7 protein-coding genes are annotated in these 13,726 nt (G+C 47.6%); 2 read left to right on the top strand and 5 right to left on the bottom strand.

Annotated features, from left to right (window positions below; translation table 11 throughout):
- Positions 1-74: 74 nt before the first annotated feature.
- Together QZT18_RS11070 and QZT18_RS11065 are read left to right on the top strand one after the other, a co-directional pair.
- The gene (locus QZT18_RS11070; protein ID WP_294147835.1) at positions 75-3,629 is read left to right on the top strand and encodes an EAL domain-containing protein; all 3,555 of its coding nucleotides are present in this window, start codon (positions 75-77) and stop codon (positions 3,627-3,629) included.
- 138 nt (positions 3,630-3,767) lie between these two features.
- Complete coding sequence (locus QZT18_RS11065) at positions 3,768-6,560, top strand: response regulator (protein WP_294147834.1); 2,793 nt, start codon at positions 3,768-3,770, stop codon at positions 6,558-6,560.
- A gap of 9 nt (positions 6,561-6,569) precedes the next feature.
- Here the strand turns inward: QZT18_RS11065 and QZT18_RS11060 are convergent, their stop codons facing one another.
- The 5 genes from QZT18_RS11060 to rpmF form a co-directional block, all read right to left on the bottom strand.
- Positions 6,570-7,493 carry a GDSL-type esterase/lipase family protein gene (locus QZT18_RS11060; protein WP_294147830.1) on the bottom strand — a complete coding sequence of 308 codons (924 nt, stop codon included), beginning with the start codon at positions 7,491-7,493 and terminating at the stop codon, positions 6,570-6,572.
- A gap of 13 nt (positions 7,494-7,506) precedes the next feature.
- Positions 7,507-8,922 (bottom strand): MBOAT family protein, encoded by a 1,416-nt coding sequence (locus QZT18_RS11055; RefSeq protein WP_294147827.1) that lies wholly within the window; start codon positions 8,920-8,922, stop codon positions 7,507-7,509.
- A 154-nt stretch (positions 8,923-9,076) separates the two neighbouring features.
- Entirely contained in the window at positions 9,077-10,645 is a 1,569-nt protein-coding gene (locus tag QZT18_RS11050; protein ID WP_294147825.1) for an ABC transporter substrate-binding protein, read from the bottom strand.
- Positions 10,642-13,224, bottom strand: a complete 2,583-nt coding sequence (locus QZT18_RS11045; protein ID WP_294147824.1) for a response regulator — start codon at positions 13,222-13,224, stop codon at positions 10,642-10,644. The genes QZT18_RS11050 and QZT18_RS11045 overlap by 4 nt, the downstream gene beginning before the upstream one ends.
- 317 nt (positions 13,225-13,541) lie before the next feature.
- The gene (gene rpmF / locus QZT18_RS11040) at positions 13,542-13,724 is read right to left on the bottom strand and encodes a 50S ribosomal protein L32 (RefSeq protein ID WP_008398008.1); all 183 of its coding nucleotides are present in this window, start codon (positions 13,722-13,724) and stop codon (positions 13,542-13,544) included.
- Positions 13,725-13,726 lie beyond the last annotated feature (2 nt).

Below are 13,726 nucleotides of genomic sequence, written 5' to 3'. Positions count from 1 at the left end.
TGCTATACTGATAGCAATCTAAATAAATATGTATATGAGCAAAGAAGTCTTTTCAGACCTTTAGGAAGGAAAAAATGATCAAAATAACGAACCAGGCCAACTTAAAATTCCAAATGATGGCGGATGCCCTCCAGGTAGGAATACTGAAATGCAGAACTGATAAATATTTTTCCATTGAGGAGATGAACGACGGTTTTGTTCAACTGTTAGGGTATACTGCTGCGGATATGGAAAACTGTTTCAAAAACCGCCTGTCGGAGTGTATTTACGCGGAGGACCGGACCGTGTTCCAGTCCCTGCAGGCAGGGATCGCACAGGGAAAAATATACGCCACGGCGGAATTCCGTATTCCGGAAAAAAGCGGTGCCGCCCGCTGGTACCGTTTTCTGGTCCTTACACAATTTGACGATGCGGGAACCCCCTCCAGCGCCATCGGAATTATTTTCAATATTGACGATGAGATGCAGGCGATTGACCGGCTGCGTATCCAGGCGGAGCAGGATTCCCTGACAGGTTTATATAACCGCAAGGAAACAGAAAAGCGGATTAGGCAGTTTCTTGCCGGCAAGCCGGAGCTCAACTGCGCCCTGTTTATGGTCGACATGGATAATTTCAAACAGATTAACGATACAAAAGGCCATATGGTAGGGGACGTGGTCCTGACCGAAGCGGCGGCCGCCATGAAATCCCTTATGCGTTCAACCGACATTGTGGGCCGGATCGGTGGCGATGAATTTACCGTTTTCATGAAAAATATACCTTCCAAAAAGGCGGCCGAAAAAAAGGCGGAACGTCTGGCGGACATTTTCCGCCACCTGTTTGAAAATGAAAAATACTCCGTCAGGCTGTCCTGCAGTATCGGCGTTGCCGTATACCCGGAAGACGGTCATGATTTTAAATCGCTGTACAACCATGCCGATCAGGCCCTGTACCTTGCTAAAACCAGCGGCAAAAATAACTACGTTATGTATGACGGCAATCAGATTTATCATCAGGAGAAAACGGGAGTCTCTTCCATCGGCGCGCGAATTGATTCCGAATCGAGAACGGCCCGGGGGCTGGGAGATTTTCTGACTGATATTTTTAAAATCCTTTACCGCATGGAAAATCCCGATCAGGCCATTAATCTGATTCTGGAAATAGTCGGCAAAAGATTTGATGTGAGCAGGGCCTATATATTTGAATCCACCGAAGACGGGAAATATACTTCCAACACCTACGAATGGTGCAACGGCGGCATCTCCCCGCAGATTGATCTGCTGCAGAATCTGAATTACAGCCAATTTGGAGATTATCATACCTTATTTGAGGATAATTCACTTTTCTACTGCCGGGATATTGCCGCACTGCACCCCGCACAGCGGGATTTGCTGGAAGAACAGGGAATCTGCTCCACGCTGCAGTGCGCTTTCTGGAAAGGGGAAGAGCTTGCGGGTTTTATCGGTTTTGACGAATGTACAGGCTTGCGCCTCTGGACGGAGGAGGAAGTGGATATCCTGTCTCTTATCGCCCAGATGATGACCATTTTCCTGCAGAAGCGCAGGGCGATGGACTTGTACAGCGAAATGGAGCTGCAACTGCATACGATTCTCGATTCAAACGAGTCCTGCATTTACGTCATCGGTCAGGATTCCTTCGAATTACTGTACCTGAGCCAAAAAACCAAGGACTTAATGCCCAAAGTGCAGTTGGGGGAATTCTGTTACAAAGCATTCTTTGGAAAAGACAATATCTGTGAATTCTGCCCTCTTTTAAATGGAGGGACGGGATGTCTTACTCTCCCCGGATGCGGCCTGCAGGCTGATTTACATGCCTCCTCCATGAAATGGCTTGGCAATGACGCGTACCTTTTATCTTTTCACGCAGATTCCGGGGCCATGACCGTTCCCGGGGAAATCAATCCCTCCATGATGACTGAAAAGAGCCTGGCAGACTGCCTTCAGTGGCTGGCCTCGGCTGACTATCAGGATGATGTCATTGGATATGTCCTGCGCATCGTACAAAATTATTACCAGTCCGACCGTGTGTATATCATTGAAGTCGATGTAAAACATGATACTGCAAACAATACCTATGAAATATGTGCGCCGGGCGTGCCCCCGCAGAAGGAGCTGCTGCAGAACCTTCCGCTTGAAACAATATCTTTCTGGATGGAACAGTTTGCAGTCAGAGGCTATATCAAAATCGACGACATTGAGGAACTTGGAAAAGACCGCCGGCTGGAATACGACATCCTGAAGAAGCAGGGGATCAGCAGCCTTATGGCTATCCCGCTGTCCGGACAGGGAGAAGTCTGCAATTTTCTGGGAGTGGACGATCCCAGGCAGAATAAAAAGAACTTCCATTATCTGAGAGGCCTCTCCTATTTTCTGGAGAATGAACTTGCTAAGAATTCGCTTAAAAAAAGCATGGAGCTTATGGTTTATCAGGATGCCATGACAGGACTTGAAAACCGGAACAGTTTTATGAATTACTGCGACGACTTCTCAAAACGCATGCCTGCTCCCACAGGAGTCATCTATATGGATATCAACGGACTCAAGCGGCTCAATGACACAAAGGGCCATCTGTATGGCGACATGCTTATCACCCAGGTGTCCGGGCAGATGAAGAAAAATTTCCCCAATGCCCGGAAATTCCGGCTCAGCGGGGATGAATTTCTGATTGTATCGGAGGGCCTGGGCTATGAAACATTTATGGAACAGATCAACCGGCTGGAAGAATCCCTGTCGGAAAACGGTATTTGTATTATCGCAATCGGAACCACATGGAATGACATCTATACCGACTTAAATGAATCGTTACATAAAGCAGACCGGCTGATGTATCTAAGGAAACAGGAATATTACAAAAAATCCGGTACGTCCGCCACCGAAAAAATGCCTCTGCTTCAGGATTTGACAAGCGCAATCCTGAATAAAGAATACCTCATCTATCTTCAGCCCAAGATTAACCTGAAATCGGGACGGATCGACAGCGCTGAAGCACTGGTGCGCTACAGGGAAACGGACGGCTCCATTTTGCCGCCCTGCCATTTCATCCCCCTGCTTGAAAGCGAAGGGCTGATATCAAATATTGATTTCTTCGTTCTGGAAGAGGTATGCAGACTCCTGACCGGCTGGAAAGATACACCGTTCGCAGACATCAGGCTGGCTCTCAATTTTTCCAGGATCACCCTGTTTGATCACCGTTTTTTAGAGAAATTTCTGGACGTCTTCAAACGGTATGATTTGAGGCCGGAACAATTGGAGATTGAGATTACGGAAACCCAGGAAACTCTGAATAAGAAGCAGATGGCCCTGCTCCTCGAACAACTGAAAGGCCACGGCTTCGGCATTGTCCTGGATGACTTCGGCGTGGAATACTCTTCCTACGAATTTTTAATGATGGCTGATTTCGATCTTCTTAAAATCGATAAGAGCATCGTACAACGGTACAAAACCGCCGAAAAATGTGAGATTTTAGTAAAACATATCGTGGAGCTGTGCCATGAATTGGGAATCAGGTGCTGTGCCGAGGGGGTTGAGACCGAGGAACAGTACCGGTTTATCAAGGATACCGGCTGTGATTATATCCAGGGATTCCTAATCGGAAAACCGGTCCCGCCGGAACAGTTCTTCCTGAAATAAATCCACGTTTCGCATAACGGTTATTAATCTTCGCTGTCCTCTGTTTTTGTTGCTATTTTTATTTCCTTTTGTTATACTTATGACAATATTTATGTATGTGAACAAAGATTATCGGTTACATAGGACAGGTGATAAAAGATGGATATCAGTGAAAGAAACAAACGAAACGATTCCGCCCCACTGCAGATAACAGAAAGAAAATGTCCTGCTGGAATGGATTTATTAAAGATTGGCGTTATTTGCTGCCTGATGGATGACTCCTTGACACTTATATGGGGAAACCCCGGGTTTTTCAGACTTACAGGATATACGGAGGAAGACTTTTACGGCCTCTTCCCAGGCCTGCGCGATTACTACGGTCACTTTCCCGACGATTTTACGGCGCTCCGCCATGCGGCGGCACAGGCCGTCCAAAGGGGTGATTCTGATATTGATATGACCATCCGTCTGCCCCGGCAGGCGGACGGTTTTACCTGGGTGCGCCTACTGGGAACCATAAACTGGGACCCGGCAACGGACAAACAGGCGCTCCGTATGGAGTTTACCGATGCCGGAACGCTGGCCGCCGAACGTGAAGAGCAGGCCCGGCTGAACAGACAGCAGCATCATTGCTTCCGGGCGATGCTGGATACATATGAGGGCAATGCCTATGTCAGCGATATCGACACCTATGAGCTTCTGTACCTGAATCAGACCTCCTGTGAGGTGCTTGGCGTACCGGCGTCGAAAGCGGTGGGCCAAAAGTGCTATGAGATGATCCAGGGGCGGACCTCCCCCTGCCCCTTCTGCACCAATGACAAATTGTGTAAGGAAGAATTTTATAACTGGGAATTCGATAATCCCACCCTGGGACGGACATTTATGATCCGGAATCTGGAAATTAACTGGAAGGGACGCCGGGCACGGCTTGAGCTCTCCCACGATATGTTCAGTGCGGAGTACAAACTTGCAAAGAAGGATCAGGAACGGGATGCGCTGATTAACAGCGTCCATGGCGGATTTGCGCGCGTGGACGCCAGAGATATGAGAACAATCCTCTGGTACGGCGGCGGTTTTCTGGATCTCATCGGCTATACAAAAGAGGAATTTGAACAGGAGCTCCACTCCCAGTGTACCTATGTGCATCCGGACGACATTGAGGAAATAACCGGTATCATGGATCAATCGAGGGTGGGCGGCAAACCCACGGCGGCAGAAGGGCGTGTCGTCACTTATCATGGAACCGTCAAAATACTGGCGCTGTCGTTCAGCTTTGTAAGCGCCGGGGATAGCTGGGACGGCGTCCCCTCCTATTACAGCGTGGGGCTTGATGTGACCAGGGAACGGATGGAGCAGGCGAAGCAGAGACAGGTGCTGGAGGATGCCTGCAAGACAGCCCAGATTGCCAGTGATGCCAAGACCAACTTCCTTTCCTCCATGTCCCATGATATCCGCACGCCCATGAATGCCATCATCGGCATGTCTGTCATCGCACAGTCAAACTTAAACTCCCCGGAGAAAATACAGGACTGCCTTGCGAAAATCAACACGGCCAGCCGCCATCTGCTGAATCTGATCAACGAAGTCCTGGATATGTCTAAAATTGAAAGCGGGAAGATCGATTTGACCTCTGAGGACGTCTCACTTCCGGACCTGATTGAAGATGTAATGGATGTATTCCGCCCCCTGGTCGCAGAAAAGCATCAAACGCTGCAGGTAAATGCCAACCGGGTCCGCCATGAAAAGGTGGTGACGGACGGGGGACGGCTGCAGCAGGTACTTGTAAATCTGCTTTCCAACGCCGTCAAATATACACCCGAAGGCGGGACCATCGGACTGATCATTCAGGAAACCCCCTCTTTTGCCAGGGGAAAGGGGCAATACTCTTTCATAGTAACCGACTCCGGGATCGGAATGCAGGAAGATTTCATCCCGCATCTTTTTGAACCTTTCTCCCGGGCCGATGACGCCAGAATTTATAATATCCAGGGTACCGGACTCGGTATGGCAATTACGCAGAACATCGTCCGCATGATGAACGGGACCATCGAAGTGAAAAGCATTCCGGGAAAAGGCAGCCAGTTTATCGTTGCCGTCACCTTTGAATTATGCGCAGAGGCGGATAACAATAACGAAGAACTGGCCGGGCTGCCGGTTTTGGTCGTGGATGATGACCAGATAATATGTGAAAGTGTCTCCGAGATTCTGAATGAACTGGGAATGCATTGCAGTTGGGTGCTGTCCGGCATGGAGGCCGTCGACCGTGTTGCCGAGGCTCATGAGGCGGCAGACGACTACTTTGCCGTGATTCTAGACTGGCTCATGCCGGATATTGACGGTCTTGAGACATTAAAGCGAATTCGAAAGAAGGTTGGCACGGATACGCCTATTATCATCATTTCCGCCTACGACTTTTCTGAGATCGAGGATAAGTTCCGGTCGGCGGGTGCGGATGCCTTCATCACAAAACCGCTGTTTAAATCAAAAATGATACATACCTTCCACCAATTTTGCAGAACCGGCCGTTCCGATACCCGGGGAATGCTGCGTGAGCGTCCCTATGCCGCCTTAAACGGCAAGAAACTTCTGCTGGCGGAGGATAATGAACTCAACCGTGAGATCGCGGTTGAGCTGCTTGAAACGCACGGTTTTCTGATCGACACGGCGGAAAACGGTTTGATCGCAGTCAATCGATTCGAAACCTCCTCCCCCGGAGAGTATGCCGGTATTCTGATGGATATTCAAATGCCTGTGATGGACGGATATCAAGCAACAAAAACGATCCGCGCCATGAAGCGGGAGGATTCCAATACCATTCCCATCCTTGCCCTGACGGCCAATGCTTTTGCATCCGATATCGGAAAGGCCCACAGTGCGGGAATGAATGACCATATTGCAAAGCCGATTGATATCGGAATACTCATGGAGACCCTGCGGCGGTGGATTGTATAGCGCGTTCATTTATCCGCCGTTACGGATCCACTCCCCCCATACAGAATAGTATTTCCCCAAAATATGGGCGCCGTCGGTGGAGTACGCCGCAGACAAATTTCCATTCTCATCATCAAAGATGCTGTTGACATCGATATAGCGGCAGCCGGTATCCTCCGCTATTTTTTCAATGGACTGATTCAGGCCGTCAATTCTCAGGTTGTTATAAATCCTGCTTTTGGCGGCTTTTTCCCTGGTCACATGTAAATTTGCCGCAAGCACCAGTACCGCCGCGGGCTGCTCTGCGCGGATTTTCTCCACAACGGAACGGTATTGTCCGACAATACTCTCCTCTTCATATCCCAGCTCATTGATCCCCAGCATGAGATAAATTGTGCGGTAGCGTTTCAATGAGAGCAATTCCTCCAGCGTCTTTTTTTCTTCCCCCTTCACGGAAACCCGCTCCCGAAAAAGCTCAAAAACCGTCATCCCGGAAGTCGCGAATACATCCGCCTGTCCTAAATCACCATATTCCGAAAGTCCCACGGTCCGTGAATCTCCAATAAACAATACATTTGAAAAGTCTTCCTTCATCTCTCCCCCCGTCTCAACCGTTTTTTCCGTACCAGCCGATTCTTCCGTCCTGGCCATTGTTCCCGTCCCGGCCTCTTCTTCCGTTCCGGCTGTTTCTTCCATCCCGGCTGTTTCTTTCATCCCGGCTGTTTCTTTCGTCCCGCGAATTACCGCCGTACTCTCCTCTTTTTTCATCCACTCCGCAGCCGAAGTCACAGACTCCGTCATTCCCGCGCGCTTTGCCCCCGCCATATGGTTATCCGCGGGCTCCGCCGCCTCCCGGGGGATCGGATTATTTTTCGGCATGTCCTGTGACAGATCTGCGGACGCCATAACAATCATACTGCCTGTCAATAAAATACTGTACCAATATCTTCTCATCCCATGCCTCCGTCTAAAATCGAAAATACAAAAATGGATCATTCAGCCCGATACGCATACAATAGACGCATCCCCAGAAAACGGCCAGAAGCGCTGCCGCCGTAACCGGGGAATATTTATAATGTTTATAAATACGAAACGGGATATCCGTCATAAATATAAGCCCAGCCACAATGGAGACCGCATAAAGCTTTCCATATTTCAGATAATCCCCGCTGTAATAAAAAAGACTCTGACGGTTAAAAAACGGGAACAGCCTTTGGAAGTACGTTAAGATTTGTCCGATGCCGGTAACAGCAAACACAAGCCAGGTCAAGGGAATCATAAGCATCATATAAAGATGTCCGATTAACCGCCGCCGTTCCAGTACACGGATAAGCCCAATGCGTTCAACCGCCATAATCAGAAACAGTAAAAGCCCCCATATTATAAAATTCCAGCCGGCCCCGTGCCAGAATCCGGTCAAAAACCAGACCGCCAGCAGGTTGCGGAAGGTCAAAAAGGTTCCCAGCCGGCTGCCTCCCAGCGGAATGTATACGTATTCCCGGAAACAGCTGCCGAGCGTTATATGCCATCTACGCCAGAATTCCGTCATGGACAGGGACATGTATGGGTGGCGGAAGTTTTTCGGAAGATGAAACCCCATCATCGTCCCCAGCCCTTTCGCCATGAGTGAGTATCCATAAAAGTCAAAATAAATCTGCAAGCTGAAGGACGCAAGGCCGAGCCAGGCCAGGGGTGTGGAAATGCTGTCATAGCCAATCGTCTGAACTTCGTTCCATAGACCGCCAAGCCGGTTCGCCAGGAGCACCTTAAAACCCAGGCCGATGGTGAACTCCTGCAGGCCGTCCTCAATGCCGCGCAGGGTAAACCTCCGGCCGCCAATCTGCGGCCGAAGCGAGGAGTAGGTCACAACAGGGCCGGCGATCAACTGCGGAAACATGCTGATATACATGCCGAAACCAACCACCGACCGCTCGCAGGGGACCTCTTTCCGATACACATCCACCAGGTAGGAAAGAGCCTGAAATGTATAGAAACTGATACCCAGCGGAAGGATTGGGGCAAAAACCGGTAAATGCAGCGGAACTCCCATTCTTTCCAGAAGCAGATTCCCGTTTTGCATAAAGAATGCTGCGTATTTGAAAAGAATCAGCCATGAGAGATTATAGATAATACCGCAAAAGAGCCATCTCTTCCGCAGCCTGCCCAGCCTTCTCCGTCCTATCAAAATCCCGATTCTGTAATTGACCAGAATCGAGAGAACCAGAAGAACAAAATAAAAAGGGGTATCCCTGACCCCATAAAAATAAAAGCCAAGACTTCCCGCAAGAAGCCAGAAATTCTTCCAGTGGTCCGGGATAACATAATAAATCATCAAAAATAGCGGAAGAAACCGAAATATAAATTCCAAGCTGCTGAAAACCATTTTTTTCCTCTCATTTGTACGTACTTATTTCTTATTAGACGTGTAAAAAAAGAAAAAAGTTGCAAATATTCTTTGCAACTTTTAAAAAATGCCTCTCCGTTCTATATTCTTTCTTCAGGAGGACCATCCTCCCTGTTTTGTATATACTTTAACTCTAATTGATTCTTTGTACATTATAGTAGGAAATACAGGTCTGATATGCCGGGTTCTCATAAACTCCCTGAATTGTGTCACTGACCACATAATTCTGCATCATATCATACGCAAAAATCATATAGCATTCGTCCAGAATTTTGTTCTGCATCTGAATATACAGCTTTTCAGCCGCGGCTTTATCAGTAACCGTCAGTCTGACGGCTTCTTTATTTTCAGGCCCAAATACGTCGTCTTCCAGGTAGCAGAAATTATATCCGGTGGAATCCCCGGAATTCATTAATAATGTTGAAAACCAACTGGCAGGATCGGCATAATCCGGCCACCATTGCATCAGCATAATATCCTGGCAGTCCTCCGGATCGGCGCTTTTGGCCAGGGCTAATTGGGCATCCCAATCCATGCTGAGGAGTTTTAACGTCACACCAATCTGTGCCAGGTTATCCTTAAATAGCTGCAGCATCTTCCTGTACGCGGTATTATTCCCCATATAAGAAACCGTTACCGTGGCGTTTGTGACTCCCGATTTTTTGAGATATTCTTTCGCCTTTTCAAGATCACACCGGTACTGCATCAACTCCTCACTGTGTCCCCAAAGGCCTGCCGTTATCATACCGTGGGACTGCGCCCCCCTTCCTTCCAGTACATGGTGAATGGTTTCTTCATATGGAAAGGCGCAGGCCAGAGCTTTCCGGAACTCTTTATTACTGCAGGGCATGCTCTTTGTATTCATCATCAGGATGACATTTGTAAACGTATTGGCAGACAGAACCGAAAATCCCTCTTCCATGCTCAATCTGTTTAAATCTTCCGTTGAGAAGTCAGAAGCAAGCTGAGACTCCCCGCTTTCAAGAAGTTCACGGCGTGTGCCGGAATCGGGAACCTCCTGAATGTAAACATACCCATACTGATTGTCCTTCCATCCGCCGCGATAGTTTTTATAAGCAGCCATGGTAACTGCTCTTGCTGAAACAGCCGCTATGGTATATGGGCCGCTTCCTCCATCGTTTCCATCGTTAAACCACTCTGCCGGTTTGTCAATTACATTCGGACTCATAATGTAAGCAGCATAGCAGGCTGATGCGATAAGCGGGATCGGTGCACTGTAATGAAGATGAAACGTCACTTCATATTCTCCGGTTACTTCAATTGAATCTACACTGTCCCAAATATAGGACGCCCCCTTACCGAGAGCCATCGTCCGGCTGATGGACTGTTTGACCGCCTCGGCGTTCATTTTCAGGCCGTCATGAAATGTAACATCCTCTCTCAATTTGAATACCCACTCGGTACCGTCAATATTTGACGTCCAGCCGGTGGCAAGCAGCGGATCCACTTCACCGGTCCGATCATTGTAGTGTGTCAGGGTCTCGTATACATTGTAAAGAATTTTGACTCCATTAGACTGCTCCGTACTTGGATCTAATGTTACATACGGCTCAGAATAATATGCGTGGTAAAGTACAGGTATATCTTCACCGCTCTTTTGTGAATTCCGGCCGCACCCGGCAAGCAGTAAGACCGACATCACCGACACCAGAAAAATGGATACTCTTCTCTTCATCTTCATCGGATTTCCCGTCTCCTTTCGCTGCCAAGTCCTGCATTCTTCATTTCTCTGAAAAGCTTCTTTATATTGATGGGTTTGGCAACATGACCGTTCATACCTGAATCTAGACAGGCCTCAATATCCTCGGCGAACGCATCCGCCGTCATGGCAATAATCGGAATATTCCGTTTTCTTTGATCCGGATGAGACCGTATCGCTATGGAAGCTTCATGGCCATTCATGACGGGCATCTGGATATCCATCAAAATGGCGTCATAAGTACCTGCTTTTGCATTATTTAAAAGATCGACGCAAATTTGCCCGTTATTTGCTCTGACTGCATCAATTCCATAGAACTTCAGAATCTCTTCTATGATCTCCCAGTTCAGGTCATTGTCCTCTGCAATCAGGAGATGCAGTCCCTGCAGCCCGTCAGAATCATCGTCCGTATTCCCGGTTTCCGATTCAGAGAAATGTAAAAATTCGTTCAGCTTATCATAGAGCACCGTTCTGAACAAAGGTTTATTGATATAGCCATTGGCTCCCGCGGCTTTTGCCGCTTCCTCTATTTCATTACAGTCATACGCGCTGATGATAATGATTGGGATTTCATCTCCAAGCTTACTGCGGAGTGCTCTTGTGGTCTCAATACCGTCCATATCCGGCATCTTCCAGTCGATTAGTACAACAGGATAATCTTTGCCGGTTTCATGGCGGGCCACCGCCATTTCTACCGCTTTCTGTCCATTTTCCGCTATATCGACCGTTCCTCCCATGGAAATCAGAGTCTCTTCTGCGGTTTTGAGGAATATCTTATCATCATCAACAAGTAACAGTTGAAGCGGCGGCAGCATTAAATTCTCTGTATTCTTCTCCGCAACCGGCAGCGTCAGCGTAACTGTAAATTTCGTTCCTTTGTCGGGTTCACTCTCGCAGTCAATGGTTCCCTCCATCAGCTCAATTAACTGCTTGGTGATTGCAAGGCCGAGGCCGGACCCCTGTATCTTGTCAATACGGGTATCTACAGCCCTGGTAAATGCCTGATACATATCCCTCATAAAATCCCTGGACATCCCAATTCCCGAATCCCGGACTATGTACGTCAATATCACCCTGCTGTTGTCCCCGGGGAACGGCTCCTCTGCAAGCTCCAGGACAACCGTTCCGCCTGGATTCGTATATTTTACCGCATTGGTAAGAAGATTAATGAATATCTGATTCATACGCAGTTCATCCGCATACAGATATTCATATTTCAGGTTATGGAGATGTACGTCGAATATCAATCCCTTCTCCCTGATTTGCGGCCTAACGATATTTACAAGGTTTGTGCCCGATTCAGAAAGCGAAAACACAACCGGATGCAGCGTCATCTTTCCCGATTCGACTTTTGAAATATCTAATACATCATTGACCAATGTAAGCAGATGATTGCTGGCCAATACAATCTTGCCGAGACAGTCCAGTACCTGCCCCGGATCATCAATATGCTTTGTAGCGATTGTGGTCATACCGATAATGGCATTCATCGGTGTGCGGATATCGTGGGACATCGACGAGAGAAAATTAGTTTTTGCCTTGTTCGCCTGTTGTGTCTCCTCTATACTTCTTCTGAGCTGCCGGTTAATAGACATAATATAACCCCCGTCCAACAAAATCAGGAGGATAAAACCGATTGTTACATATAGAAGCATATGCCAGTCAAATCCCATATTGATCAGGGCACCGGACTGAATATAGGCTACAAACGTGCAGTTTGGCGTATTCTCTATCTGGGTGCTGACATAATAGGAATCCTCACCTGCCTGATCCTTTAACTCCACCAGGTATTGATCCCTTTTCTGGAACGCGCTCTGGTATTCACCTATGTCGACATATGATAACGGGTTGTTCTCCTTAATAAATGTCCAGAAAGTATCCCCGCCCATAGAGTCGGATTGAATCGTATAACGTCCATTAATATCAATCAGAGAAATTTCCGCCTCCTGATACGCGCCGGGAAAAAGCCACTGGGAGTGAAGCACTTCAACCGGGAGTGTTTTTACGAGGATTACTTTCACATTTTCACGGTTTTCATCTTTAAGAGTAAGCAGGCTGCAAAAGCCGACGCTTTTGACTCCATCCATCGGATTGGTGTATGCCGATGAAATATAAATCGTTCCTTCTCCCCGGCTTCCATTGATCATTCTCGGCAGAATATAGGTAAATGCTTCTGCGACCTGAGAATAATCCACACTGTTTCCGTCATCTCCCGAACGTGTGGACAGGCCGGACAGCGTATCATAATATAAGATATGTACGGATACCTCACTGTCTATATTAACTTCTTTCAGATATTCGACCGCTTCCTCCATCGAATATCCGTGGTTCTCCATATAGGTCGCCCAACTGTCACATTCATTCTGCAGACTGCTCATATATCCATAGGATAACTGGGAAGTTGATTTTACGGCTGCGGTAAAGGATTTCCGCGCTGACGCCGCTTTATCACTCCGTATATTTTGTGCATAGCCGATACAAAAAAATAATATGACGGCAGCGATTGCAATATTGCCCAGGGCAAGCGCGATTAATTTAGACTTCCCACGTCTTTTTTTCATATATACTAATCCTTCCCTCTTAACTAAGTAAGCCGATATCTCAGGGGGTGTCATTTCGCAGATGCTCTTGATTGAACCAGAGCTGAACCTTGTCCAGCTCATACTGATATTGTATCAAACCATAAATTATTTTACAAGAATATGTGAATAACCGACAATTTTAGGTGTTTTTTTACTGTTTATGCCGGTTCCCTACCCCATCTTGTACCTGCCTCCTCCGAATTGTTTTTCGACAGATATTTCCACGTAAACAAGGCCTGCAGGATATATACCCTACAGGCCTTGACTTCACTTCGTTTTTCTTGCTCGGCAGAAAATTAGTCTTCTACTTTGATGATCTCTTTTTTATTGTAAGAGCCACAAGCTTTGCATACTCTGTGAGGCATCATTAATGCGCCACATTTGCTGCACTTTACTAAGTTTGGAGCGCTCATCTTCCAGTTAGCCCTGCGGCTGTCTCTTCTTGCTTTGGAAGATTTGTTTTTTGGACAGATAGACATGG

The sequence above is a fragment of the uncultured Clostridium sp. genome (assembly GCF_900547735.1).
GTDB lineage: Bacteria > Bacillota > Clostridia > Lachnospirales > Lachnospiraceae > Otoolea.
Note: the sequence above shows the minus strand (reverse complement) of the source record. Positions and strands in the feature narration are given on the sequence as shown.

Excerpts from the sequence above, each read along its gene's own strand:
- rpmF (WP_008398008.1), bottom strand. The coding sequence starts at position 13,724 with ATGTCTATCTGTCCAAAAAACAAATCTTCCAAAGCAAGAAGAGACAGC.
- QZT18_RS11055 (WP_294147827.1), bottom strand. The coding sequence starts at position 8,922 with ATGGTTTTCAGCAGCTTGGAATTTATATTTCGGTTTCTTCCGCTATTT.
- QZT18_RS11070 (WP_294147835.1), top strand. The coding sequence starts at position 75 with ATGATCAAAATAACGAACCAGGCCAACTTAAAATTCCAAATGATGGCG.
- QZT18_RS11065 (WP_294147834.1), top strand. The coding sequence starts at position 3,768 with ATGGATATCAGTGAAAGAAACAAACGAAACGATTCCGCCCCACTGCAG.
- QZT18_RS11060 (WP_294147830.1), bottom strand. The coding sequence starts at position 7,493 with ATGAGAAGATATTGGTACAGTATTTTATTGACAGGCAGTATGATTGTT.
- QZT18_RS11050 (WP_294147825.1), bottom strand. The coding sequence starts at position 10,645 with ATGAAGATGAAGAGAAGAGTATCCATTTTTCTGGTGTCGGTGATGTCG.
- QZT18_RS11045 (WP_294147824.1), bottom strand. The coding sequence starts at position 13,224 with ATGAAAAAAAGACGTGGGAAGTCTAAATTAATCGCGCTTGCCCTGGGC.